We start from the raw sequence: 25640 nt of genomic DNA, 5'->3' as shown, positions 1-25640 counted from the left end.
GCGCCTATCCCAGCTTGTCCTTCAGCAACTGGTTCACGACCGCCGGGTTGGCCTTGCCCTGCATAGCCTTCATCGTCTGGCCGACGAAGAAGCCGAACAGCTTGTCCTTGCCGCCGCGGTATTCCTCGACCTTGTCCTGATTGGCTGCGATGATCTTGTCGATCTCGGCCTCGATCGCGCCGGTGTCGCTGACCTGCTTGAGGCCTTCGGTGGCGGCGATCTCCTCGGGTTCGCGGCCTTCGCGCAGCACGCGCTCGAAGATTTCCTTCGCCTGTCCGCCGCTGATCTCGCCCGCGTCCTGCATCTTGAGGATGGCGGCCTGACGCGCGGCCGTGGCATGGGCGGCATCGCCCTCGTCGCCGAGCGACTTCATCACCCCGGGCGCGACCGAGAGCGACCAGTTGGCGACCTGCGTGGCGACATCGGCTTCGTTCTTGTCCAGCGCCTTGGCCGTTTCCGCGAGCAGCGTCTCGAACCGGGCGAATGTCTCGACCTCTGCGGTCAGCTCGCGCGCGTTGTAGGGGGTGAGGCCAAGCTCGCCCTCGTACCGCGCGCGCTTGGCGTCGGGCAGCTCGGGCAAGGACGCGCGGCATTCGGCGAGGAAGGCCTCGTCCAGCTCCAGCGGCAGCAGGTCGGGATCGGGGAAGTAGCGATAATCGTGCGCGTCCTCCTTCGACCGCATCGAGCGGGTGGTGCCGGTGTTCGGGTCGAACAGCCGCGTTTCCTGCACCACCGTGCCGCCGTCCTCGATCAGGTCGACCTGCCGCCGCGCCTCGTGCTCGATCGCCTGCATGACGAAGCGCACGGAATTGACGTTCTTGGTCTCGGTCCGCGTGCCGAACTCCTCACCCGGCTTGCGCACGGAGACGTTGACGTCGGCGCGCATGGAGCCTTCCTCCATGTTGCCGTCGCAGCTGCCGACATAGCGCAGGATGCTCCGCAGCTTGCGGACATAGGCCCCCGCCTCGGCGGGCGAGCGCATGTCCGGGCGGCTGACGATCTCCATCAGCGCCACGCCTGTGCGGTTGAGGTCGACGTAGCTCATCGTCGGGTGCTGGTCGTGCATCAGCTTGCCCGCGTCCTGCTCGACGTGGATGCGCTCGATGCCGATGACCTTGTCCTCGGGGATGCCGGCCTTCTCGTCCGCCTCGATGGTCAGCGAGCCCTCGCCCACGATAGGGTGGTAGAGCTGGCTAATCTGGTAGCCCTGCGGCAGGTCGGCGTAGAAGTAGTTCTTGCGGTCGAAACGGCTCCAGGCGTTGATCTCGGCCTCGATCGCCATGCCGGTGCGCACGGCCTGGCGGATGCACTCGCGGTTGGGCACGGGCAGCATTCCCGGCATGGCCGCGTCGACGAGGCTGACCTGGCTGTTGGGTTCCGCCCCGAAGGCGGTGCTGGCGCCGCTGAACAGCTTGGCGTTGGTGGAAACCTGCGCGTGGACCTCGAGGCCGATCACGACCTCCCATTCGCCAGTGGCGCCGTGGATGCGATAGGTGCTCATGTCTGTTCCCGATAAAGCCTGCGGCGACGTGCGCAAGGGTGTCAGATGGTCGTGAGGTGACGATCGCGATAATGCGGACGCACTGCGATCTGGCTTCCAGCGCGCCCCGTGCTGGCGTTGTACTATCGGCGCGCGTGGTCAAGCCTCCGCAGACGGGGCGACAGGTTCGGGCTGGCAAGTCATCGACATGGCTTATCGATAGGCAATTTTCTGGGTTGGCAAAAGGCCCGTGCCCCTGCCCGCGAAATGGCTGAGCGGTGCCGACCGCCACGGACTCACGTCGGACCAGCGCCCGCCCGCGCGGCAAGCCGGCGGTAGAGTGCCTGTGCCGCGGCGAGCAATGCCGGGTCCATAGCAGGCAATCCACCGGCGCCTCGCGGCTCTCGCGCGGCATGGGGAAAACCGGTATCGTACATCCTCGCGGTGATCCGGGCGAACAGGGCGTCATCGGTCGGTCCGAAGGCGAATTCCGTGCCGAACCGTTCGTTGACCCGCTTAACGACGCTGCCGAAATCGCCGGTCGCCTGGGCAAATGTCGCCACCACGACCTTGTCGATTACCTGCTCCGCCGCGCGGTAGAAGGCGATCCAGCGGCGCAGGCCCCAGTCAAGGTTCGTCCCGTCCAGTTCATTCAGGCTGCGCACGGCGTCGGCGGGATCGCGCAGCAGCAGGATGACGGGCATGCCGCGTGCGACGCCCGCCAGAACCTGCGCCTCCGAATGCTGGTGGTGGGCGATCCGCAACCTGCGCGGCCTCTGCCAATGCGCGAACACACGCACCGACCAGCTGTTGGCCGAGCGAGGAAAGCCCTCGATCACGATGTCGGTATCCGCGGCCAGCAGGCTGCGCTTTTGCCGGCCGCTGCCGCGCCATTTCTGCACGGCCAGAAAGATTCGCGGATACCGCCCCAGCCACGCACGCACTTGCCGCCGGAGACGGTGCAGCGGAGCCGATCGGGTTGCGACCGGCTCCCGCGCTCTCACCACCAGCGGTCGGGGCGCGCGGTAAATCCGGCGCGCTGCTCGATCGCGAGCCCGGCGTTGAGTACGCCCTGCTCGTCCATCGCCGGCCCCACGATCTGCAGGCCCAGCGGCAGACCTTCTGCCGTGAGAGTGGCGGGCACGCTCATCGCGGGAAGGCCCGCGAGGCTGGCGGGAACGGCGAAGACATCATTCAGGTACATGGTCAGCGGGTCGTTGTTCAGCGAATCCAGCGGGAAGCTGGCGGTCGGCGTGGTCGGTGCAAGGATCACGTCGCAGGCCTCGAAGGCGGCCTCGAAATCGCGCTGCACCAAGGTGCGGATCTTCTGCGCCTGCGTGTAATAGGCGTCGTAGAAGCCGGCACTGAGGACGTAGGTGCCGAGCATGATGCGGCGCTTCACCTCGTCGCCGAAACCGTCCGCGCGGGTGGCGGCGTACATGTCCTGCAAACCGGCGCCCTCGGGCAGGTCGCGCAGGCCGTAGCGCACGCCGTCGTAACGAGCGAGGTTGCTCGATGCCTCGGCGGGGGCGACGATGTAGTAGGCGGGCAGCGCGTATTTCGTGTGAGGCAGGCTGACCTCGACGATCTCGGCCCCGGCGTCGCGCAGCCACTGCGCACCCATATCCCAGCTGTCGAGGATGGCCTGGTCGGTGCCGTCCATGCGGTATTCGCGCGGGATGCCGACGCGCTTGCCGCGCAGGTCCGCATCGAGATTGCCGAACCAGTCGGGCACGGAGGCATCGAGGCTGGTGGAATCCTTGGGATCGAACCCGGCCATCGCGCCCAGCATGATGGCGCAATCCTCGACGCTGCGCGCCATCGGCCCGGCCTGGTCGAGCGAGGAGGCAAAGGCCACCACGCCCCAGCGCGAACAGCGGCCGTAGGTGGGCTTGATGCCGCAGATGCCGGTGAAGGCGGCGGGCTGGCGGATGGAGCCGCCGGTGTCGGTGCCGGTCGCCGCCGGGCACAGCCGCGCGGCGATGGCGGCCGAAGTGCCGCCCGACGAACCGCCGGGGCTCATCGCCGCGTTCGACCCTGCCTTGCGCCAGGGCGAGGCGACGTTGCCGAAATAGCTCGTCTCGTTGGACGAGCCCATCGCGAACTGGTCCATGTTAAGCTTGCCGAGCATGGCCGCACCGGCATCCCACAGCTTCTGGCTGACCGTGCTCTCGTAGGGCGGCACGAAGCCTTCTAGGATGTGGCTGGCCGCCGTTGTCTGCACGCCCTTGGTGGCGAACAGGTCCTTCATGCCGATGGGCACGCCCGCCATCGGGCCGAGCGCATCGCCCTTCGCGCGCGCCGCATCGACCGCGTTGGCGGCCTCGAGCGCTTTTTCCGGGGTGGCGACGATGAAGGCGTTGAGCGCCTCGGCAGAGGCGACGGCGGCGTTGCAGGCCTCGGCCACCTCGCGCGCGGAAAAGTCTCCGGCAGCCACGCCGTCGCGGATTTCGCGCACGCCGAGATCGGTCAGGGAATTCGCGTCAGTCGGCATTATTCGATCACCTTGGGCACGCCGTAGAAGCCGTGTTCGGCCACGGGTGCATTTGCCAGAACGTCGTCGCGGCGGCCGCCGGCGGTCAGCGGATCGGCATCGACCACGTCGTCGCGCAGGCGCAGCTTCTGGGGGATGACGGCGGTCATCGGCTCTACGCCGCTGGTATCGACCTCGCCCAGTTGTTCGACCCATTCGAGGATCTTGTTGAATTCCGGCACCAGCTTGTCGAGGTCGCCCTCGGCCATGCGGATGCGCGCAAGCGAGGCGATTTTCGCCACTTCTTCACGGGTCACGGACATGCCCCGCGCCCTAGCGAGGGCGGGGGCGGGCTTCAAGCTATTCGAAGGGCTCGCCCACCGGCACGCCGCCCACGTAGATCTGTCGGCCCGCGTAGGGGCGAACCTCGACATCGCTGGGAGCGATGTCCGCGTCGGGAACGGGCGGTGCCGGGACTGGTACGGGCGGATCGGGAACGCCGTCTTCGCGGAAGGCCACGATCTCGCGCGAGCCGCCGGTTACGATCGCCACGCGGCGGCGGTCGCCGTCCCGGCCGAGGTCGAGCGCGACGCAGGCCGGAGCGCAGGTCCACGGATTGTCGCCGACATAACCGCGCACCCATCCGTGCAGGCGCTCGTCCTCGAAGGCGAAACGCAGCGTGCCGCTGTCGCGGGGTCGGCGCACGTCGGGATAGCGCTCCGAGCGCTTGAGGGCATCGGCGGCAAGCTCCGCCACCTCGCCCTCCCCCGCGGCAAGTCGGTCCAGCGCGCGGCGTCCGGCATCGCCGAAGTCCCAGCGCAGCGCCTCGAAATCGAAATCGGCGAGCGCCACCTTGCCGCGCTCCAGCCGGGCGACCTGGTTGGCGGCGCTGATGCCGCCGAAATCGAGCAGCGGAAAGGCCAGCACCAGCGCCACCACGCAGCTGCCCACGGCGAGGTGGAGGTTGGCGCGGCGCAAATGCTCGGCCCATCCGGCGCGCCGTCCCCGCGCGAGCGCCACCCAATAGGCCACGCCATAGGCGCAGGCGACGGCGATGGCGACGAGCGCCCACATTCGCTCCGGGCTGAGGCCGTGCTGGCCGATCCGCACGCCCATGCTGATAGCGGCGAACACCGTCAGCGGCAGGATGGCCAGCGCCAACACCAGCGCGGCGGCCTGCATCACCCGGTTGCCGCTACGGCTCGCATCGTCGTCGCGCACGACCAAGTTGGCGAGAACGAAGCAGCCGATGGCGCAGGCGAGCAGCACCGGCGTGGCGCTGTCGGTTGCCTGCCACAGCGCCTGCCCGCCGGTTACCACCAGCATGGCGAGGAAGGCGAGAATGCCGAGGGCAAAGGGCACGGCGAGCAGCGACAGTACCAGCATGACCGTGCGTTGCAGGGTGCCAAGGATGGCGAGCTGGTTGCGCAGCACGCCGAGCGCCGCGCCGAAGCTGGCACCCACGAACAGCCCCGCAAACCAGTCGGTGCGCAGCAGGCTCTCGACGAAGTTCAGCCCGACGAGGCCGAGCAGGGCGTCGAGCAGCCACAGCAGCGCATAGGCGAGCAGCGTGAAGGCGAAGGCCCCGCCCGCGCTGACCGCGTCGGTCCAGACGAAGAAGTGCGTCTCGGCATAGGGGGTCGCCCAGCGGCGACGATGGAAATCCGACTGGAACAACGGGATCGCCAGCAGGCTGAAGAACACGCCGGCGGCAAAGGCATAGCCCTGGCCGGCGCGGCTATCGTCGGCGGCGACGGCGAGCCATGCGATCGATGCCATGACCGTGCCGAGGCCGAGCGCGAAGACCAGCACCTCGGCCAGCCGCTCGCGCCGCAGGGTGAAACCGAGCGCGAAGGCGGCGAAGAACACGAAGGAGGCGGCTGCGGCGGCTGCGGCCGATTCGTCGTCGAACGAGCCGATCAGTTGCAGCGCCAGTCCGGCCACTCCGCCGATGGCCGCCAGCAGCCATGGCCGCGCGGGCCAGTCCGCGCCGGACGTATCGGCCGGGGGTGCGGGGATGTCGTTCACGCTGTACGTCCTTTCGCTCGGATCGCGACAGACCTGTCCGGGAAGGGAACGCCTGTCATGAGCGAAAGATGAGCAATGCGCCCCTGCCCCTTATTGCGGCGGGCCGTCCTCGCCGGCGGGGGGAACGGGAGCCGCGGGTGCGCCGCCCTGGCCGCCTTCGCCGCCCTGCATCTGCTGCTGCATCATCATTTGCTGCAGCGTCTGCAGGCGCTGGTCGAAATCGGCGCGGGTCATGAAATCCACCACCTCGACATCGAAGGTCAGGTCGGAATTCGGCGGGATCGGGCCGCCCGGCGGCACGTCGGCACCGAAGGCGAGGTCGGACGGAATGAAGATGGTGTACTGCCCGCCCTTCTGCGTCTGCACCATGGCCTGGGTGAAGCCGGGAACCATGTCGCTGAGCGGCAGCGGTGTGCCCTCGGGGAAGATGCCCGGCACCGGCAGGTTGGTCGGCTGCGAGCGGTCGAACACGGTGCCGTCGGCCAGGCGGCCGGTGTAGTTGACGAAGACCACGTCCTCGGCGGTGGGGTTGGGCCCCTCGCCCGCGCGCACTGTATCGACGCTCACGCCCGGGGGCATGGCGAGCCAGGCGACCCCCGCGGCCAGCACGATCGCGGCGAGGACACCGAGCCAGAGCTTGGCAAGCGATCCCTTGGCGATCGGCTGCAAGGGCACGCGGGTGACTTCGGTCATGGGAATGTCGTCCTGTCAGGGAGGGCGCAAACGAAAAGGGCGCGGAAGATGAGTTCCACGCCCTTTTGGCTTAGCTGGTAAAAGCAATCAAGCTTACTTGATGCCGTCACGCTCCATACGCTTGCGCTCCAGCTTGCGGGCGCGGCGCACGGCGGCGGCCTTTTCGCGGGCGCGCTTCTCACTTGGCTTCTCGTAGTGGCGGCGCAGCTTCATCTCGCGATACACCCCCTCGCGCTGCAGCTTCTTCTTGAGCGCACGGAGAGCCTGTTCGACGTTGTTATCGCGGACGACGATCTGCATAAAACCTAAGCCACCTTTCAAAACCGATACCGGGAGAGCCCGCGAGCGATCGGCGCGGGTTGCACCATTTGCATAACCAATGAGCATCGGACCGATTCCGTTCCGGATCGGCGATACGTGCCGGGCCATTAGGCGAGCCTTCGCGCGAAAGCAAGCTTTCTCAGCCTCCGCGCTTCCCCCATTGCCGTGGGCTGGCTAAGGGGTGTGCCATGTCCACCCCCCTCCCCCAGATCTGGGCCTCGCTCATGGTCGCGCTCGGCGGCGGTATCGGCGCGCTCGCCCGCTACCAGCTCGGCCGGGCGATGACCTGGTGGCTCGGCCCGCCGGCCGTCGGCCTGTTTCCCTTCCCGACCCTCGCCGTCAACACCATCGGCAGCCTGCTGATGGGCCTGCTCGCCGGCTGGCTGGTGAAGAGCAGCCCCGAAAATTCCGAACAGCTGCGCCTGCTGCTCGGCGTCGGACTGCTCGGCGGTTTCACGACCTTCTCGGCCTTCAGCCTGGAACTCGCCCTGCTGATCGAGCGCCAGCAGGTGGGCCTCGCGGCGATCTACCTGATGCTCTCGGTCGGGCTCGGCGTGACCGGGTTCGTCTTCGGCCTCTTCCTCACGCGGCTGCTCGCCTGATGGCCGGGCGCGACACGCAGGCCGAGGTGCGGCAGTTCACCGTCGGCGCGGACGACGACGGCATGCGGCTCGACCGCTGGTTCAAGCGCCATCTGCCACAGGTCGGCTTCGGCACCGTCAGCCGCTGGGCGCGCACCGGGCAGCTCAGGGTGGACGGCAAGCGGGTGAAGCCGGAGGACCGCCTTGTCGCAGGACAAATGCTGCGCGTGCCGCCGGGCGGCGAGGACAAGGATGCGGCCAAGCGCCAGCGCCGCGCCCTCAGCGCCGAGGAGGAGGCGGAGGCCGAGGCCATGCTCATCACTCGCACGAAGACCGCGCTGGTGCTGAACAAGCCGCCTGGCCTCGCCACGCAGGGCGGCACCAAAACCACGCGCCACGTCGACGGCCTGCTTGATGCCTACGCGGGCGAGGACGAACCGCGCCCGCGCCTCGTCCACCGGCTCGACAAGGATACCTCGGGCGTCCTGCTCGTCGCCCGCACGCCGGGCAGCGCGGCATCCTATTCCAAGCGGTTCTCCAGCCGCAGCGCGAAAAAGATCTACTGGGCGCTGGTGGTCGGCGTGCCCGAGGTGCGCGAGGGCACGGTCGAGGCCGCGCTCGCCAAGCAGCCCGGCACCGGCGGCGAAAAGATGCACATCGACGAGGAAAACGGTCAGCCCGCGCGCACCGCCTACCGCGTGGTCGACCGCGCCGGCACCCGCGCCGCGTGGGTCGAGCTGCAACCCTTCACCGGCCGCACCCACCAGCTGCGCGTCCACATGGCCGCCATCGGCCATCCCATCGTGGGCGACGGCAAATACGGCGGGCAAGATGCCTACCTGACCGGCTCGATCAGCCGCAAGATGCACCTCCACGCCCGCCGCCTCATCATCGACGGGCCCGGTGGCGAAGAGATCGATGCCGTCGCTTCGCTGCCCGAACACTTCGCGGCGAGCATGGAGCAGCTGGGCTTCGACGAGGGGCTAAGCGATGCAGGCCCCGTCGCCGCCCCGCCGCCCGAGCGCAGCCGCGAGGAGAAGAAGCAGGCGGCCAAGGCCCACGCCAAGCAGTACCGCAAGGCCCGCCGCGGCGAGCGCGGCTCTCGCCGGTCGGGCGATGCGGGCATGAAGCCTGTCGGACGCAAGCCTTCCGGGAAGGGCGGCAATACGAAGCCCGGCGCGAAACCCGCTGGCCGCCCGGGCAAGCCGAAAGGCCGCTGACCCCCATGAAGCTTGCGGTATTCGATTGCGACGGGACGCTGAGCGACGGTCAGGCGGGCGTGGTCTCGGCTATGCAACGCGCCTTCGCCGCCATCGGCGAGCCTCCGCCCGACCCCGCCGCCATCCGCCGCATTGTCGGCCTGAGCCTGCCCGCCGCGGTGCGCCAGCTGATGATGGACGGCGAGGAAGCGCAGCGCCTGCAGGTGGTCGAAGCCTACAAGCGCGAATTCCGTGCCGCCCGCGAGGAAGGTCGGCTGCGCGAACCACTGTTCGAGGGCATGGCGGACCTGCTGCGCCGCCTGCACGGCAATGGCTGGACGCTGGGCGTTGCCACGGGCAAGTCCGACCGGGGCCTTGCCGCGACGCTAGCCGCCAACGACCTGGGCGACCTCTTCGCCACGCTCCAGACCGCCGACCGCCACCCGTCCAAGCCGCATCCCGCGATGTTGCAGGCTGCGATGGATGAGGCGCTGGCCGCGCCCGAGGACACGGTGATGATCGGCGATACCATCTACGATATCGCGATGGCGGTCGCCGCGGGCACGCGTGCGCTGGGCGTCGCCTGGGGCTATCACAAGGGCGAGGAACTGCTCGCCGCCGGGGCCGAGGCGGTGGCGCGCGATGCGGGGCAATTGCAGGAGTTGCTGGGTGACTGAACAACCGAAGGATGTCGGTCCGAAGGATGTCGGTCCGAAGGATCCCGCCGCGGCGCGGTTCTGGATGCTGCAACTGATGCGGCTGGGCGGCGTGCTGCTGGTGGTGGGCGCGGTGCTGATCCTGTCGGGCACGGTGCCGGGGCCGGACCTGCTGGGCTATGGCCTGCTGGCATTCGGCCTGTTCGAATTCTTCTGGCTACCCCTGGTGCTGGCCCGGCGATGGAAGTCGCCCGAATGAAACGCTTTTACGCGGACGTCGCCGTCGAGGAGGCCGAGGGCGGCTGGCGCATCTCCCTCGACGGGCGGCCCATCCGCACGCAGCGTGGCGGCGCGCAGGTCGTGCCCACGCGCGCGGTGGCGGAACTGCTGGCGGCCGAATGGCGCGCGCAGGGCGAAACCATCGATCCGCGCGGCTTCGTGTTCCGCGACATGGCAGACCTAGCCATCGACGTGATCCGGCCCGATCGCGAGGCGACTATCGCCAAGCTGCTGGGCTACGCCGAGACCGACACCCTGTGCTACCGCGCCGAGCCCGACGAACCGCTGTGGCACCGCCAGCAGGCGCTGTGGGAGCCGCTCTTGACCGCCTGCGAGGCGCGCCACGGCGTGCGGTTCGAGCGTACCAGCGGGATCGTGCACAAGGCGCATGGCGAGGCCAGCATGGCCACCCTGCGCGCGCGGCTGGAGGGAGAGGACGACTTCACCCTCGCCGCGCTGCTGACGCTGACCTCGCTGGCGGCATCGCTGGTGGTGGGGCTTGCGGCCCTCGAGCCGCAAGCGGATCCTGCCGCGCTCTATGCCGCCGCCAATGCCGAGGAAGACTGGCAGGCCGAGCTGTGGGGCTGGGACCACGAGGCCGAAGCCGCGCGGGCGATCAGGCTGGCGGCGTTCGAAAAGGCGGCGGAGTTTGCCGCGGCGGTGCGCGGCTAGCCCACCCACTCCGCCACGCGGTCGGCCACGGTGTTCGCCGCCTGGTTCAGCGCCGCACCGACGGCGGTCGCCTCGGGCAGGACGCCGGAGACGCGCTCCTCAAAGCGCTGGGTCGTCACCTGCCCGCCCTGCCGTTCGAGCACGGCGTCGTAACGCACCACCACGCTCGAGGTGACGGCATCGTAGTCCATCGCCACCAGCGTGCCCGACAGGCGGGTGCTGGCGGCAAAGGCCAGCTCGTCGTCCGCCACGACCAGCCGGTTGCCCTTGGCGCGGATGGTTTCGGACAAGACGTTGCGGAAAAGCTCGGCGGGCTTTTCCACCCACACCGCGTCGGCGAGATAGGCGAGCGTGCTGTCCGACGTGGTCACCGGAATGCGCGGCACGTTGAGCCGCTGGGCGACGGTGGGGGTTTCCACCGACAGCGCGTTCGCCGCCTGCCCTTCCGACGAATAGCCGGCGGGCACGGTGGAGGCAGGCGTCAGCGTCAGCAGCTGCTCGGGCGCGTCGGGCCCGAAGCTGATGCAGCCCGACAGCGCGAGGCTGGCCAGCGCGGCGGCGGCAAAGGCGGATTTCAACGTGGTCATGCGATACCCTCTCGCGCTGTCGCTCATGTCAGTTGGGCTCGTAATCCGGCAGCGCGGGGCCGCCGATCAGGCCGCCCGCGCCCTCGTTCTCGATGCGCTCGGTGATCTGGCGCAGGCTGGAGCTGGTCGCGCGAATGTCGCGCAAGGCGGCATTGGCGGCGGGCAGCGTGTCCTGCGAAAGCTGGCGGGTCAGCGGCTCGACGTTGGCCATCGCCTGCTCGAGCGCTGCGGCGGCGTCGCGCGCGGAGGCGAGCGTCTGGCGCATGTCGGCGCTGATCGCCTGACCGTCACGCTCGACCAGCGTGTTCACCGAGCCCAGCGTGCGGTCGAAGCTCGCCAGCGTCTCGGTCGATTGCGCCAAGGTGCCTTGCAATTCGACGAGCGTGCGCTGCACCTCGGGCGAGGCGGCGCGGAACTCGGCGCTCATGGCGTCGGTGTTGCGCAGGATGCCGGCGATGGAATTCTGGTTGTCGTCGTCGAGCACGCGGGTCAGCCGCTCGGTCAGCGTCGCCAGCCGTTCGAGCAGCAGCGGGGCGCTGGCGAGGATTTCGCCGAGCGCGCCGGGCGCGGGCGGGATGACCGGCACGCCCTCGGGGCAATCGGTGGTCTCGCAGCTTATGGGCGGCTGGTTGCTCTGCCCGCCGGTCAGCGAGATGTTGGACGATCCGGTAAAGCTGGAGGATACGCTCGCCTCGGTCCCGATCAGGATCGGAGTCGAGTTCTTGAGCTCGATGCGAACTTTCACGAACTCGGGATCCTTGTCCCAGATCGAGATGTCCGTCACCTTGCCCACGGGTACGCCGTTGTAGGTGACGCCCGATCCTTCCGCGACGCCGCCGACCGACTGCTCGAAGAAGATGTCGTATTCCTTGTTGTCGCGGTTCGACAGGCCCGCGAGCCATACGAAAAAGACCGCCGCGCCGGCCAGCAGCAGCAGCGTGATCGTTCCGACCCAGACGTGATTGGCACGAGTTTCCATGCGCTTGTCCCTATGCCTGTGCGCCCTGCGGCTTGTCCAATGCTTTCCCGCTCCCCTCGGCGGCGGCATCTGACTGGCGTTCGTTGGTGGCGGCTGCCGCGCGGCTGCGCGGGCCGTTGAAATATTCCTGTATCCACGGATGCTCGGTCTCGAGCAATTCGGGGATCGTGCCCACGGCTACAACATGCTTGTCAGCCAGCACGGCGACCCGGTCGCAGATGGCGTAGAGCGTGTCGAGATCGTGGGTGATGAGGAAGACGGTGAGGCCCAGCGTATCGGTCAGCTCGCGCAGCAGCTCGTCGAACTTGGCCGCGCCGATGGGATCGAGACCAGCCGTCGGCTCGTCCAGGAACAGCAGCTCGGGATCGAGTGCCAGCGCGCGGGCAAGGCCGGCACGCTTCCTCATGCCGCCCGACAGCTCGTTGGGGAACTTGGCTGCGGCCTCTTCCGGCAGGCCGGTCATCACCACCTTGTAGCGGCTGATCTCGTTCAGCAGTTTCTGGCTGAGTTCCGGGTAGTACTGCTTGAGCGGCACCTGCACGTTCTCGCCCACGGTCAGCGTGGAGAAAAGCGCGCCGCCCTGGAACAGCACGCCCCAGCGGTTGCGCACGCCGATGACCTCGTCGGGTTCGGCCGCGGTGATATCGTTGCCGAACACCTCGATGGTGCCGTCATCGGGGATCTGCAGGCCGATGATGGAGCGCATCAGCACGCTCTTGCCAGTGCCCGATCCGCCCACCACGCCCAGGATCTCGCCGCGGTTCACGTCGAGATCGAGGTCCTCGTGGATGGTCTGCTCGCCGAAGCAATTCTTCAGCCCGCGGATGCTGATGGGGTGGTCGCCGGTGAAGCGTTCCGGGATGTCGTCGTGCGCCTCGTCCAGCAGGGCCTCGTCGCTGTCGTTTTGCGGATCGTCCTCGGCCATCAGATCCACCCGATGCTGGAGAAGAATACGGCGAAGAAGGCGTCGAGCACGATCACCATGAAGATCGCCTGCACCACCGCGGCGGTAGTCCTGAGGCCCACCTCCTCGGCGTTACCCTCCACCTGCATGCCCTGATAGCAGCCGGCGAGCGCGATGATCAGTCCAAAGACGGGCGCCTTGACCACGCCAACCCAGAAGTCCGTCGCGGGGACGACTTCCTGGATGCGCGCGAGGAAGGTGAGGAAGGGGATGTCGAGCAGCACGTCGCCGATCACCGCGCCGCCGATCACCGCGCACACGCAGGCGTAGAAGCCCAGCAGTGGCATCATGATGACGGCGGCGAGGATGCGTGGAATGACCAGCGCTTCCATCGGGCTGACGCCGATCGTGCGCATGGCGTCGATTTCCTCGGTCAGCTTCATGGTGCCCAGCTGCGCGGCAAAGGCGCTGCCCGACCGGCCCGCGACCATGATCGCGGTCATCAGCACGCCCAGTTCGCGCAGGGTGATGCGGCCGACGAGGTTGACCGTCAGCGTCTCCGCCCCGAACTGTTGCAACTGCACCGCGCCCTGCTGGGCGATGACGATGCCGATGAGGAAGCTCATCAGGCCGACGATGGGCAGGCTGGATACGCCCACCTGCTCCATCTGGCGGACCAGCGCCTTGGTGCGGAACCGTCGCGGGTGGAGCAGCAGGGCGCCCATCGACGCGATGATCGCACCGAGGAAGCCGATGTTGTGGCGCACGCCGTTTCCGAATTCATAGACCTTGGCGCCCACGTGCTCGGTCACGCGGCCGAAGATCTTGCTGCGCGGCGGAACGACCGGCGCGTCGCTGGTGCTGCGCTCTACCGTCTCGAGCAGGACTTCCGCCGTCTCGTCAGCGCCGGTTATGTCGGCGCCCTTGTCCTCGGCGAAGCGATGGACGACCCACGCGCCCACGGTATCGACCCGGGTCACGCCCGAGATATCGACGAACTGCACGCTGTCGGTAATCTTGCGGAGTTCGGGATCGAGCCGGCCGATGCCCGAGACCGTCAATGGCCCGGTGATGGTGACGGTCGCCCGTCCCCCGCTCTCCTCCAGGCTGTACTCTGCCCATTCCCTCATCGTTTCAGGCCTATGCGTCCAAATCCGCGGCCTAGCAACCGTTTCGCGTGTTGAACTGGGGCAAATGCGATGGCAGGGGCCAAGCCATGACGAGCGAACTGTCCAAGACCTTCGACCCCGCCGCAATCGAGGCGAAATGGTATGCCCACTGGGAGGCGAACGGCCTGTTCCGGCCCGATCGCCCGGACGCCGAGCCCTTCACCATCGTCAACCCGCCGCCCAACGTGACGGGCAGCCTCCACATCGGCCACGCGCTCGACAATACGTTGCAGGACATCGTGATCCGTTACGAGCGCATGCGCGGCAAGGATGCGCTGTGGGTCGTGGGCACCGACCATGCCGGCATCGCCACGCAGATGGTGGTCGAGCGGCAGCTCGAGGCCGCGGGCGACAAGCGCACCAACCATACGCGCGAGGATTTCGTGCAAAAGGTGTGGGAGTGGAAGGAGGAGAGCGGCGGCACAATCACGCGCCAGCTGCGCCGCCTCGGCTGCTCGATGGACTGGGGCCGCGAGCAGTTCACCATGGACGAGCATTTCACCAAGGCCGTGCTCAAGGTCTTCGTCGACCTCTACAACGACGGCCTCATCTACCGCGACAAGCGGCTGGTAAACTGGGACCCCAAGCTGAAGACCGCCATCTCCGATCTCGAGGTGGAGACCCGCGACGTGAAGGGCAGTTTCTGGCGCCTGCGCTATCCGCTGGCCGACGGCGCGACGATGCCCGATGGCAGCGCCTACATAGAGGTCGCGACCACCCGGCCCGAGACCATGCTCGCCGACATGGCCGTCGCTGTGCACCCCACCGACGAGCGCTATGCCGCGCTTGTGGGCAAGCACGTCGAGCTGCCGATCACCGGGCGCAGCATTTCCATCGTCGCCGACGAGCACGCCGATCCCGAGCTGGGCAGCGGCGCGGTGAAGATCACGCCGGGGCACGACTTCAACGACTTCGAGGTGGGCAAGCGCGCCGGCATCGCGGCTGCCGACATGCTCAACATGCTCGATGCCGAGGGCCGCGTCTGCCAAACCGCCGACGGACTGATCCCGGCCGAGCTCGTCGGCATGGACCGCTTCGACGCCCGCGCCCGCGTGGTCGAGATGCTGAAGGCGAGCGGCCACCTCGTGCCGCACGTCGTCGAAAAGGATGGCGAGGTCACCGAGCACGACGCCGAGCCGCGCACCATCCCCACCCCCTTCGGCGACCGCGGCGGTGTGGTGATCGAACCCTGGCTGACCGACCAGTGGTACGTCGATGCCGCAAAGCTCGCCGAAAAGCCGATCCAGGCCGTGCGTGAGGGCGAGATCGAGATCGTCCCGAAGACCTGGGAAAAGACTTTCTTCAACTGGATGGAGAACATTCAGCCGTGGTGTGTTTCCCGGCAGCTGTGGTGGGGGCACCGGATACCGGCGTGGTACGATGCCGAGGGCAAGCCCTACGTCGCGCTGACCGAGACCGAAGCGCAGGCGCAGGCGGGCGAAGGCGTGGCCCTGACACAGGACGAGGACGTCCTCGATACCTGGTTCTCCAGCGCGCTCTGGCCCTTCGCCACCCTCGGCTGGCCCGAGCGGACCGATCTCGTCGAGAAGCACTACCCGAACGACCTGCTGATCTCCGGCTTCGACATCCTGTTCTTCTGGGACGCGCGGATGATGATGGCGGGGTATTACAACATGGGCGAGCGCCCGTGGGACAAGCTCTACCTCCACGGCCTCGTGCGCGCGGCGGACGGCGCGAAGATGTCCAAGTCCAAGGGCAACGTCGTCGATCCGCTCGGCCTTATCGACCGGTACGGCGCGGATGCGCTGCGCTTCTTCATGGCGGCGATGGAGAGCCAGGGCCGGGACATCAAGATGGACGAGAAGCGAGTCGAGGGATACCGCAACTTCGCCACTAAGCTGTGGAACGCCACCCGTTTTTGCCAAGCGAACGGCATCGGAGCCTCCGACACCATCAAGGCACCGCCCGCGCGGCTTGCGGCGAACCAGTGGATCATCGGCGAGGTCCAGCAGACCGTCGCCAGGCTCGACGAGGCAATGGCCGACTTGCGCTTCGACGCGGCGGCCAACACCGTCTACCACTTCGCCTGGGACCGCTTCTGCGACTGGTATCTCGAGTTGATTAAACCTGTGTTCGCCGAGGGCGCCAGCGCCGAAGCCGCCGCCGAGACGCGCGCGGTGGCCGGCTGGGCGCTCGACCAGATCCTTGTCATGCTGCACCCCTTCATGCCCTTCGTTACCGAGGAGCTGTGGCACGCGCAGGGCGAGCGGCCTTACGAACTCATCCTCGCGAAGTGGGCCGCGCCCGAGGCCGAGGTCAGCAGCCGCGCGACCGACGCCATCGACTGGACCATCGCGCTCACCACCGCCACCCGCGCGGCGCGTAACGAGCTCGGCATCTCGCCCGGTGAGAAGCTGCCCGCCTTCATCGCCAGCCCGTCGGCCACCGGCGCGGCCGTGCTGGATCGCAGTGCGGCGGCCATCGAGCGGCTGGCGCGCCTCGCCCCCGTCACCGTGGGCGAGGCCCCGGCGGGCGCGGCCATGCAGGTGACCGCGGGCGAGGACGTCTTCGTCATCCCGCTCGAAGGCGTGATCGACGTCGCCGCCGAACGCGCGCGGCTGGAAAAGGCACTGGCGGCCTCGCAGAAGGAAGCAAAATCGCTCGAAGGGCGGCTGGGCAATCCCGCGTTCGTGGAAAAGGCCAAGCCCGAAGCCGTCGAAAAGGCCCGGGCCGACCATGCCCACCACGCGGCAGAGGCGGAACGGCTGACAGCGGCTCTGGCAAGGTTGGGATAAGCAATTCGTCTCTGCTCCGCTCATGCTGAGCTTGTCGAAGCATTGCTTTTCCGCCTAGCGCAGCGCCTGAAGTCGAAGACGACCCTTCGACAAGCTCTGGGTGAGCGGGATTGTGACACTGGTCTTGGCCACGCAAGCTCCGGGCGAGCCGGAGATTTTTGCCTCCCCGCAAGGCGAAGGCCCTTCCGCCGGAATCCCGGTCGCCTTCGTGCGCTTGTCGCGGTGTAACCTCGCCTGCCTGTGGTGCGATACCCCCTACACCTGGCATTTCGACGGCGACGCGCGACCGCACCGCTCAGGGGAGACTTTCCCCCGCCACCCCAACCAGATCGCGCTCGATGAGGCAGAGGTCGCCGCGCGGGTGGCCGCATTCGGGCGCGACCGGCTCGTCATCACCGGGGGCGAACCCTTGATGCAGGGGGCGCAGCTGGCGCGGATGCTCGAACACCTGCCGGGCATGGCGGTCGAGATCGAGACCAACGGCACCGTCGCTCCGCAGCCTGCGCTCGATGCGCGGGTGACGCAGTACAACGTCAGCCCCAAGCTCGCGCATTCGGGTAACGCGGCGGAACTGGCGCTGAAGCCTCACATGCTGGCACGCTGGGCGACGGACGAGCGGGCGTTCTTCAAGTTCGTAATCGCCCGGCCCGGGGACGTGGACGAGGTCCGCGCCCTCGTCTCCGCGCACCAAATTCCTCCCGACCGCGTCTACCTCATGCCCGAAGGCACCGACAGCGAGACCCTGCGCGACCGGCTCGATTGGCTTGCCCCGCTGGCGAAGGCGGAGGGCTGGCGCATCACGGACAGGCTGCACATCCACCTGTTCGGCGATACACGCGGGACATGAACGACGATTCGGCCCCGGCGGCCAACCCTCCGCAAGCCCGGATGCGCGGCGACCTGACCGAGGGGCCGGTCATGCGGACGCTGCTGATGTTTGCCGTGCCCACGCTCGCCTCCAACATCCTCCAGTCGCTGAACGGCACGATCAACTCGATCTGGGTCGGGCGGCTGATCGGGGAGCAGGCGCTGGCGGCCACGGCAAACGCCAACATCGTGATGTTCCTCGTCGCCAGTGCCGCCTTCGGCTTCGGCATGGCGGGCACGGTGCTGATCGGCCAGCGCTTCGGCGCGCGCGACGTGGACGGAGCCCGCCGCGCATTCGGCAGCGCGGTCGGGTTTGCCGCCACGCTGATGATCGCCATCGCCGCGCTGGGCTTCTGGCTCGCGCCCGAGCTGCTTTCGCTGATGGCGACGCCGGGAAGCGCCTTTGATCTCGCCCTCACCTACATCCGCCTGATGTTCGTCTCGATGCCCTTCGGCATGGCCTCGGTGATCCTCGCCATGGGCCTGCGCGGCACCGGCGATTCGCGGACGCCGCTGATCTTCATGGGGATGATGGTCGCAATCGACGTGGTGCTGAACCCGCTGTTGATCGCGGGCTACGGCCCCTTCCCCGCGCTCGGAATTGCGGGATCGGCGATCTCGACGATCATCGCCAGTCTCGCCTCGTTCTTCGGCACCATCGCCTACGTCTATGCGAAGGACCTGCCCTTGCGACTGCGCGGGCCCGAGCTCGCCTACCTGAAACCCCGGCGCGTAGAGCTCGACTTCATCGTGAAGAAGGGCCTGCCGATGGGCGCGCAGATGCTGGTGATGAGCGCGGCGGGCATCATCGCCGTCGGCCTCGTCAACCGCGAAGGGCTGCTGATGACCGCGGCATATGGCGCGGCGATGCAGCTGTTCACCTACCTGCAGATGCCGGCGATGGCGATCGGCGGTGCGGTTTCCGCGATGGCGGCGCAGTACATCGGCGCGCGGCGATGGGACCGGATCGACGAAATCAGCCGCGCGGGCGTGATCGTCAACCTCGCCATGACCGGCTTGCTGACGGCGCTGCTGCTGCTGTTCGACCGGCCGGTGCTCGGCCTGTTCCTCGGGCCGGACAGCCCCGCCGTCCCGCTCGCCCGGCACATCCAGTTCATCTCGGTATGGAGCTTCATGCTGTTCGGCGTGACGATGATCTATTCCGCCACCATGCGCGCCGGCGGCGCGGTGATGGTGCCGCTGCTGATCGTGGCGGTGGCGCTCTACCCGGTGCGGCTTGGGTTCTACTACGCCACCTACGACTGGCTGGGATCGGACGCCATCTGGTGGTCGTTCCCGGTCGGATCGGTGGCGGGCGTGGTGCTGGCCTACTGGTTCTACCACTACTCCGGCTGGCGCACGAAGGCGCAGGCAGAACGCCCGCGCATGGCCGACGAGCAGGTGCAGGCGGACGGAATGGCTGCGGGCAGGATGACGCCGGAGATCTAAGGCGCCGCCGCGGGACTTGGCGAAGATGTAGTCGGCGAGCTGGCGAAACCCGCTTTGCAGCGCGCTGTCACGGCCCCCGCGTAACCCGCACCGGGGCGGTCAGGAGGGAGGATTGCTCGCCCCGGTGCCGCGTTGCTCGCGCACCCTAGAGATGGATTTTGGCGAGGATGGGTTGGAACCCGACCCTTCCCCCGACCCGGTGCGGTATGGTTTCTACAGGGTCGATTTCAGCCCCGTGGCGTGTGACTTCGCTCGCGAAGGCTGCCTTATGAGGTCGCCGTCGCAACGGAAGTTCGCGCATCACTGAATGGTCCAATATTATTCAAGCAAACGCTATCAGCGCCATCCAAATCGACCACACACGGAGCGGTCCAGTCCTTCTTTTCAATATCCATAAAAACACCTTTTCTTTTTGAGCCATGGATTTCGTATGTTCCTTGCAAATACCTGTCAAATGCTCGCGGGGTCACGCGACCTCCTCCTCTTGCCGCATCGTGGGCGCACCCGCTCGATTTTCACTGAGGGTGAACGCCCGCGCCAGTGGTCGTGCTCAAGTCCCGCGCGAGATGGGTTCTACAAGAGCCTGCCGACGCGCTTTGCCGAGAGTGCGGAGATTCGCTATGCGAGCCACAGGCATGGCTATCAGGCGAGCAATCGTGCCGCGATGCGCTTTGCACGGGATTGGGACGCTTTCGTGCGTGAACGGATTTTGGAGGCGTGATGACATGCGGACTAGGCATGGGGCGGAACTCTCGAGGGGTACTCGCTCACCGCAAAATTACCTTCAGCGCGGATGACCTGGTAATCGGTCTGCTCGATGCGTTTCTCATTATAGACATAGGCGCCTCAGCCCGCGGTCAGCAGGACGGCGGCACCGCCGGCGATCTTGAGGGCGTCACGCATTGCAGTCTCCGGCAGGAATCATGCCAGTCCAACCGCCGCCTATGACGCGCGTTCCCTTCCCTCCGCCGGGCCGAGGGCCCGCAAGGCCGACTGGCCGCCCGCAGCGGGCACGCAGCGCAGCGGAGTGCGTATAGCGAGGACGAAGGCGCGGAGGCGCTTTCGCAAAACAGGTTACGCCCCCTGCGCGCGCCAGCGTTGCACGGTGCGGTGGACCATGTCCTCCTCGCCGCCGCCCTTGTTCCACAGCTCGACGAAGCTCGGGTCCTCGGACGCGGGTCGCTTGGCCTCGTCGAGGTTGTCGAAGCTGACGCGGATCGGGATCGACACGCCCTCGCCGCAGATGATGCACTCGCGGTTGCGCAGCGCCGGGATGGAATCGAGGAAGCCGCGCGCGCCCTCGGGCATGGCGGCCTTCACGAAGGCCTGGTCGCGGTCGTTGTTGAGGCGCATCGAAATGATCGTGCCGCATTGCGACAGCACGCCTTCGGCAAGGTCGGACGGGCGCTGGGTGATGAGGCCGAGCGAAATTCCGTACTTGCGGCCTTCCTTGGCGATGCGGCTGAGCACGCGGCCGACCGAGTTGCCGTCGGCGTTGCGCTCGTTGGGGACGTAGCGGTGGGCCTCTTCGCACACCAGCAGGATCGGGCTCGTCGCCTCGTTCCGGCTCCAGATGGCGAAGTCGAACACCAGGCGGCTGAGCACAGCGACCACGGTGCTGGTGATGTCGCTGGGCACGCCCGAGACGTCGATGATGGCGATCGGGCTGCCGTCGGACGGCATGCGGAAGATCTTGCCGATGAAGTCGCCCATGGTGTCGCCCACCAGCATGCCCGAGAACATGAACTGGTAGCGCGGATCCTGCTTCAGCTCGTCGATCTTGGTCTTGATGCGCATGTAGGGAGCGGTGTTGGTCGCCTTGTCGAGCTTGCCCATCTCGTCCTGCACCAGGTTGGTGAGGTCGGAGAGGAGGTAGGGAATGGGCGAATCGACGGTGATCTTGCCCATCGTCTCGGCCAGGCGGTTCTTCTGCCGCGCCATCAGCAGGCACTTGGCAAGGATGTCTCGGTCGTTCTGCAGGTCGTTGCCGGTGGACTTGATGATGACCTCGCAGTGCTCCTCGAAGTTCATCAGCCAGTAGGGCATTTGCAGGTTGCTGACGTCGAAGATGCGGCCCGTGTTGCGGAAAGCGGCGGAATATTCGCCGTGCGGGTCGATCATCAGGATATGGCCCTGCGGCGCAGCCTCGCAGATGCGGTGCAGGATCAGCGCCGCGCTGGTCGACTTGCCGGTGCCGGTGGAGCCGAGCAGGGCGAAATGCTTGCCGAGCATGGCATCGATATACATGCCCGCGCGAATATCGTTCGTGGGATAGACCGTGCCGATCTGGATCGCGCTGCGCCCGTCGCTGGAATAGATTTGCCTGAGGTCCTCGGTCGTCGCCGGGTAACACAGCGCGCCGGGGATGGGATAGCGGGTGACGCCGCGGCGGAAACCGTGGATTTTGCCGGTCAGCCGCTCTTCCTTGCCCTCGCCCATGAAATCGATGTTGGCGACCACCGCGTTGCCGTCGCCGCGCCGGTCCTGCCGCTGGTTGCGCACGCTGGCGAGCAGCCAGCCGTCCTGCGTCTTGATCTTGATCTGGCTGCCGACCTGTCCGGCAAGCGCGATCGAGGGATCGGCATCCTCCATGCACTCGTTGAGGCGCAAGAGGTCGAGCGCGATCTGTGAGCCGGAGCCGGCGATTTCCAGCACCACGCCGATCGGCTGGCCGGCATTGTCGGCGCTGCGCGTGGCCCTGATCTCGGCCTCGGTCGGGCCGACGGGCGTGGCGTTGGCAAACTGGTTACCGGGCATGGCGGTCATCGTCGATTGTGTCCAAGCTGTTGCGATCCGCGCCCTGCCTAGGATCGCGAGGTTAAGATCGCGTCAATTCCGCCCGGCGGCGCGCGGTTTAAACCAGCGTAAACAGGCGGCTGGCGGCCCAGCCCATGAACAGCGAGAGGCCGATGGCGAACAGGCCGTAGAAGAACGAGGCATCCTCCGCCTCGGTGGCGATGCGGCCGGAGACGCCTTCCTTCACCACCTCGACCTCGGACGTGGCGCTGGTCACCACGCGGCCATCGATGATGGCAAAGGTTTCCGCCACGTAGCGGCCCGGGATCACGTTCGAGGGAATCGGCAGGCGCGCGCGGTAAAGCACCCCCTCGGACACCTCGACCCCGCCTTCGTACTGGGCATAGAGACCCTGCCGCTCGCGCAGGTCGACGAGCCCTGCCGAGAAGCGCGCCTGCTCTTCCGGCTCGATCGAGCCGGTGGGCGAAAGCTGCAGCCAAGGCAGCCCGAGCTCGTAGATCGCCGCCGTGCGCTCGTCGACGATGTCGGCCACGGGGCGCGAACTGGCGAGGGCGTAGAACGAGGGGACCGAGCGGTAGGCGGTGCTGTCGGCATTGATCCAGATGCCGAACCAGCGTTCCTTTTCGCGCAGGCGAATGGGCTGGGCCGGACCTTTGAGGACCACCACGATGTCGTAGTCGCCCCGCGCACGTCCGCCCGCCGGGTCGAGCAGCGCGCCGAACAGCAGCAGGTCCGCCCCGGTAAAGCCCTGCCGCAGCACGATCCGGTGCTCGGAAACGTCGGGCACCAGCACCGGGTCGCGCCCTTGCGCCGCGCAGGGCACCGCCACCAGCAGCGCCATCAAGAAGGCGAGAGCGGAACGCATTACAGGGCGGGTCACAGGGGCACCACCGAATAGACCTCACTCGGCTGCACGGCGAGGCCGTAGACCATCACCAGAGCGATGGAGAGCACGACCAGCGCCAGCGAGAGACGCAGGTGTTCGGGCTTGGCGAACTGCGCCACCCGCGTGCCGAGCTGCGCGCCGGTGACCGAACCGATCAGCAGAAGCCCCGCCAGCACGATGTCCACCGCGCGCGTGGTCAGCGCATGGACCATCGTCACCAGCATCGTGATGAACAGGATGTTGAACAGGCTCGTCCCCACCACGACCTTGGCGCTCATGCCGAGGATGTAGAGCATGGCCGGCACCATGATGAACCCGCCGCCCACGCCCATCAGCATGGTGAGCGTGCCCACCACGATCCCCAGGATCAGCGGCGCGATGGGCGAGATGTAGAGGCCCGAGGCATAGAAGCGCCAGCGATAGGGCAGCGCGGCGATCCACGGGTGGTGGCGCCTGAGTGCGCGGCCGGAGGCCTTCGGCACCAGCCCCAGCGACTGCAGCGCCTCGCGCAGCATCAGCGAGCCGATGGTGCCGAGCAGGATGACATAGAGGATGTTGATGACGGTATCGATCTGGCCGACCGATCGCAGCAGGGTGAACAGCCCCGCGCCCAGCAATGCGCCCAGCATGCCGCCCGCCACGATCACGAGGCCGATCTGGTAATCCACCCCCTTGTTGCGCCCGTGCGCCATCACGCCCGACACGCTGGCACCGGTCACTTGCGTGGCGGCGGATGCGGCGGCGACGGTGGGCGGGATGCCGTAGAAGATCAGCAGCGGCGTCGTCAGAAACCCGCCGCCGACCCCGAAGATGCCCGACAGGATGCCCGTCACCAGCCCGAGCAGGACGATCACCAGCCCGTTGACCGCAAGGTTCGCGATGGGGAGGTAGACGTCCATGGCTCGCGCCTAGTGCATCGCGCGGATGGATTGAAGGTGAATGACGGGCTGTGCCTAAAATCCGGCGGACAGTGTGAGCGCGGGGCCACTCGCGGGCTCGGCATCGCCCGCCACGCGGAAGCGATAGTCGGCGGAAAGGCGCGCGTTGACGCGGCCGAGGGGCACGGTAATCGATGCCGTTGGGCCGATATCCAGCCGTCCTGTACCCTCCTGCGCGCCGCCCCACGCGCCTGCACCCGCTTCGAGACGATACCCTCGACCTTGTTTGAACGGGCGGCTGACACGCATTTGCCCATCGACGAAGGGGGTAGCGAATTCGCCTGTCACGTACCCTGTCTGCGCGTAGGTCTCGGCACTGAAGCCACCGGGCAATTCGGCCATAGGCAGTTCCGTCACGACAAAGGCGGCAGCGCGCGTTTCCGTGCCGAACTGCGTATCGAATATCCGCCCTTCCACGTGCGCCCGCATTGGCACCGAGCCGAAGGGACGGGTGGAAAGGCCCGCAGCCAGTTCACGCTGTTTCGGGCCGGCCAGAGCGGTCGTGGCCCGCGCATAGGCCTGTGGGCGCCGCGAAGAGCCCTGACCAAGATCGTATCGCAGCACCGCGCCCGCCTGACTGCGTCCGTAGCTTGGGCGGAGAGCCGACAGCGCTGAATCCGATCCTTGTCGGAAAAGCGCCCAGGAATCGCCCGACCAGCGACTTGGCGCTGACTGCCGAAATTCTGCGGCACTCTGCAGAGGAGGTGCTTGCGCTGATGAACTGGCAATTCGCGGCGCGCCCGCTGCTGAAGGCAATACCGGATTTGACATGCCAAACCCCGCAGTCGGATAGAGCGCATTTGCCTCTGCGCCAGCGCCGCTGTCCTCCATCGAAGGACGGCCTCGGATAGCATTCGTCGAACCAGTGCGTCCGAGGGGCTTTGCGCCGCGATTCGCGATTGGAGCGGCGCTAGAAGCGGTCCGCACTAGCGAGACGCCCGGATACACGCCGAAGATCGACGGATCCACGTCCGGCATCGCAATCTGCATATCCGACTCATGCGGTGCTGCCCTTCCCACGATCAGAGGAGGTGTCGGAGGCTGGCCGACGCTCGCTGGCCGCGCACTTTCAAACCCAGTCGCTTCCCAAGCAATGACACGGTAGGTGACCCATACGCCGATTACCGTCGCCAGCATCATCAGAGGGGCGCCCCGACGCGCATGGTCCGCACGCCTCATTGCACCGCTCCCGGACGAAGAACCATTGCGGCAGGATGATCGTTATGTTCCGTCTTGTCCCATTTCGCCGGTTCGCCGCGAAGGGCGCGAATGTAGGAAACGATCCCGCGGCGTGCGGCCATCATGGCGATGATGTTCGAGATCGGCAGCCGCACCACCCCCCAGAGCCCCTCGATCACGCCGTATTCGCGAGCCGTGAAGGCGAAGCGCATCACGACACGCCAGGCCAGACTGACGAGGTTCGCCATAAGAATGAGATTGAGGACAGCAGTGCTTTTCCAGGGAATGTCGTATCCCAGCCAGTTCAAAAGGATATGCAGGACGACGAGGATGAGCAGGATGTAACCGGCGAAAAGCACGATAGCCGACAGCGGTCCGCGCCGATCGCGCATGCGCATCCATCTCTCTCCAAGGCCGCCATTCCAGCCGAGACGATCCCAGCCCTGGAAGGCGATTCCATGCAGCCAACGCGCCTTTTGCCTGACAGCATGGGAAAGCGAAGAAGGAAAATAAGCCCTCGTGGCGACGAGTTCGCCGTCTTCCCCGCGGGCCCTCAGCAAGGTCGATCGCCCACCGATGCTGGCTACCTTGATTCCGAGTTCGTAATCCTCCGTCAGCGTTTCGTGCGAGAAAGGACCGAGATCCTCACTACGTCGCGCCATCGTTTCCAGCGTGCCCCTGCCAAAGGCACAGCCAACGCCCGCAGCCGGAATGCCCGCGCCGATGAGAGAGCGCACGACCAGTGTCTTGCCGTGCGATTCCTCGAATTGCCCGTTATCGTAAGCAG

Annotated in this window: 24 protein-coding genes; 8 read left to right on the top strand and 16 right to left on the bottom strand. The window is 67.1% G+C overall.

Going from position 1 to position 25640, the window contains the following annotated elements; all coding sequences use genetic code 11:
* Positions 1-4: 4 nt before the first annotated feature.
* The 7 genes from gatB to rpsU all read right to left on the bottom strand — a co-directional run bounded on the left by gatB (position 5) and on the right by rpsU (position 6974).
* Positions 5-1501, bottom strand: a complete 1497-nt coding sequence (gene gatB / locus AAW00_RS11820) for an Asp-tRNA(Asn)/Glu-tRNA(Gln) amidotransferase subunit GatB (RefSeq protein WP_047004658.1) — start codon at positions 1499-1501, stop codon at positions 5-7.
* A 275-nt stretch (positions 1502-1776) separates the two neighbouring features.
* A complete protein-coding gene (locus tag AAW00_RS11815; protein WP_047004657.1) occupies positions 1777-2382 on the bottom strand; it encodes a hypothetical protein in 606 nt (201 codons plus the stop codon).
* A 98-nt stretch (positions 2383-2480) separates the two neighbouring features.
* On the bottom strand, positions 2481-3974 hold the full coding sequence (gatA, locus tag AAW00_RS11810) for an Asp-tRNA(Asn)/Glu-tRNA(Gln) amidotransferase subunit GatA (RefSeq protein ID WP_047004656.1): 1494 nt from the start codon (positions 3972-3974) through the stop codon (positions 2481-2483).
* Positions 3974-4276 carry an Asp-tRNA(Asn)/Glu-tRNA(Gln) amidotransferase subunit GatC gene (gatC, locus tag AAW00_RS11805; RefSeq protein WP_047004655.1) on the bottom strand — a complete coding sequence of 101 codons (303 nt, stop codon included), beginning with the start codon at positions 4274-4276 and terminating at the stop codon, positions 3974-3976. The genes gatA and gatC overlap by 1 nt, the downstream gene beginning before the upstream one ends.
* 37 nt (positions 4277-4313) lie before the next feature.
* The gene (locus AAW00_RS11800) at positions 4314-5981 is read right to left on the bottom strand and encodes a DUF4153 domain-containing protein (protein WP_047004654.1); all 1668 of its coding nucleotides are present in this window, start codon (positions 5979-5981) and stop codon (positions 4314-4316) included.
* Positions 5982-6071: 90 nt separating this feature from the next.
* The gene (locus tag AAW00_RS11795; protein WP_047004653.1) at positions 6072-6674 is read right to left on the bottom strand and encodes an FKBP-type peptidyl-prolyl cis-trans isomerase; all 603 of its coding nucleotides are present in this window, start codon (positions 6672-6674) and stop codon (positions 6072-6074) included.
* A gap of 93 nt (positions 6675-6767) precedes the next feature.
* A complete protein-coding gene (gene rpsU, locus AAW00_RS11790; RefSeq protein ID WP_047004652.1) occupies positions 6768-6974 on the bottom strand; it encodes a 30S ribosomal protein S21 in 207 nt (68 codons plus the stop codon).
* Between the two features lie 209 nt (positions 6975-7183).
* Between rpsU and crcB the strand changes: the two genes are divergently transcribed.
* The 5 genes from crcB to AAW00_RS11765 are packed head-to-tail and all read left to right on the top strand — an operon-like array spanning position 7184 to position 10382.
* Positions 7184-7597 carry a fluoride efflux transporter CrcB gene (crcB, locus tag AAW00_RS11785; protein WP_047004651.1) on the top strand — a complete coding sequence of 138 codons (414 nt, stop codon included), beginning with the start codon at positions 7184-7186 and terminating at the stop codon, positions 7595-7597.
* On the top strand, positions 7597-8796 hold the full coding sequence (locus AAW00_RS11780) for an RluA family pseudouridine synthase (protein WP_047004650.1): 1200 nt from the start codon (positions 7597-7599) through the stop codon (positions 8794-8796). Before crcB ends, AAW00_RS11780 begins: the two co-directional genes overlap by 1 nt.
* A gap of 5 nt (positions 8797-8801) precedes the next feature.
* Entirely contained in the window at positions 8802-9452 is a 651-nt protein-coding gene (locus AAW00_RS11775) for an HAD-IA family hydrolase (protein WP_047004649.1), read from the top strand.
* Positions 9445-9690, top strand: coding sequence for a hypothetical protein (locus AAW00_RS11770; protein ID WP_047004648.1), 246 nt, complete (start codon positions 9445-9447; stop codon positions 9688-9690). The genes AAW00_RS11775 and AAW00_RS11770 overlap by 8 nt, the downstream gene beginning before the upstream one ends.
* On the top strand, positions 9687-10382 hold the full coding sequence (locus AAW00_RS11765) for an ATP12 family protein (protein WP_047004647.1): 696 nt from the start codon (positions 9687-9689) through the stop codon (positions 10380-10382). The genes AAW00_RS11770 and AAW00_RS11765 overlap by 4 nt, the downstream gene beginning before the upstream one ends.
* Here the strand turns inward: AAW00_RS11765 and AAW00_RS11760 are convergent.
* From AAW00_RS11760 to AAW00_RS11745, 4 genes are read right to left on the bottom strand one after another with little or no spacing between them, the layout of a single operon-like run.
* Complete coding sequence (locus AAW00_RS11760; RefSeq protein WP_047004646.1) at positions 10379-10969, bottom strand: ABC-type transport auxiliary lipoprotein family protein; 591 nt, start codon at positions 10967-10969, stop codon at positions 10379-10381. The genes AAW00_RS11765 and AAW00_RS11760 overlap by 4 nt on opposite strands.
* Positions 10970-10997: 28 nt before the next feature.
* The gene (locus AAW00_RS11755; RefSeq protein ID WP_047004645.1) at positions 10998-11948 is read right to left on the bottom strand and encodes an MlaD family protein; all 951 of its coding nucleotides are present in this window, start codon (positions 11946-11948) and stop codon (positions 10998-11000) included.
* 10 nt (positions 11949-11958) lie between these two features.
* Positions 11959-12873 carry an ABC transporter ATP-binding protein gene (locus tag AAW00_RS11750; protein ID WP_082125059.1) on the bottom strand — a complete coding sequence of 305 codons (915 nt, stop codon included), beginning with the start codon at positions 12871-12873 and terminating at the stop codon, positions 11959-11961.
* Positions 12873-13982 (bottom strand): ABC transporter permease, encoded by a 1110-nt coding sequence (locus tag AAW00_RS11745; RefSeq protein ID WP_047004644.1) that lies wholly within the window; start codon positions 13980-13982, stop codon positions 12873-12875. Before AAW00_RS11745 ends, AAW00_RS11750 begins: the two co-directional genes overlap by 1 nt.
* Positions 13983-14068: 86 nt before the next feature.
* Here AAW00_RS11745 and AAW00_RS11740 point away from each other — a divergent pair, with 86 nt between their 5' ends.
* The 3 genes from AAW00_RS11740 (at position 14069) to AAW00_RS11730 (ending at position 19093) form a co-directional block, all read left to right on the top strand.
* Positions 14069-16777, top strand: coding sequence for a valine--tRNA ligase (locus AAW00_RS11740; protein WP_047004643.1), 2709 nt, complete (start codon positions 14069-14071; stop codon positions 16775-16777).
* 112 nt (positions 16778-16889) lie between these two features.
* Complete coding sequence (locus AAW00_RS11735) at positions 16890-17624, top strand: 7-carboxy-7-deazaguanine synthase QueE (RefSeq protein WP_047004642.1); 735 nt, start codon at positions 16890-16892, stop codon at positions 17622-17624.
* The gene (locus AAW00_RS11730; RefSeq protein WP_047004641.1) at positions 17621-19093 is read left to right on the top strand and encodes an MATE family efflux transporter; all 1473 of its coding nucleotides are present in this window, start codon (positions 17621-17623) and stop codon (positions 19091-19093) included. The genes AAW00_RS11735 and AAW00_RS11730 overlap by 4 nt, the downstream gene beginning before the upstream one ends.
* A gap of 1074 nt (positions 19094-20167) precedes the next feature.
* Here the strand turns inward: AAW00_RS11730 and AAW00_RS11715 are convergent.
* The 5 genes from AAW00_RS11715 to AAW00_RS11695 form a co-directional block, all read right to left on the bottom strand.
* The gene (locus AAW00_RS11715) at positions 20168-21859 is read right to left on the bottom strand and encodes an ATP-binding protein (RefSeq protein ID WP_047004638.1); all 1692 of its coding nucleotides are present in this window, start codon (positions 21857-21859) and stop codon (positions 20168-20170) included.
* An 88-nt stretch (positions 21860-21947) separates the two neighbouring features.
* The gene (locus tag AAW00_RS11710) at positions 21948-22691 is read right to left on the bottom strand and encodes a TIGR02186 family protein (RefSeq protein WP_241461735.1); all 744 of its coding nucleotides are present in this window, start codon (positions 22689-22691) and stop codon (positions 21948-21950) included.
* A gap of 35 nt (positions 22692-22726) precedes the next feature.
* Complete coding sequence (locus tag AAW00_RS11705; RefSeq protein ID WP_047004636.1) at positions 22727-23635, bottom strand: sulfite exporter TauE/SafE family protein; 909 nt, start codon at positions 23633-23635, stop codon at positions 22727-22729.
* A 54-nt stretch (positions 23636-23689) separates the two neighbouring features.
* On the bottom strand, positions 23690-24238 hold the full coding sequence (locus AAW00_RS14685; protein ID WP_156170064.1) for a hypothetical protein: 549 nt from the start codon (positions 24236-24238) through the stop codon (positions 23690-23692).
* A gap of 611 nt (positions 24239-24849) precedes the next feature.
* Positions 24850-25640 (bottom strand): glycosyltransferase family 2 protein (locus tag AAW00_RS11695; RefSeq protein ID WP_047004635.1); only part of this gene is annotated, 791 nt, incomplete at its 5' end.

This window comes from Aurantiacibacter luteus (assembly GCF_001010945.1).
Lineage (GTDB): Bacteria > Pseudomonadota > Alphaproteobacteria > Sphingomonadales > Sphingomonadaceae > Alteraurantiacibacter > Alteraurantiacibacter luteus.
This window is presented reverse-complemented; position numbering and strand designations above follow the sequence as displayed.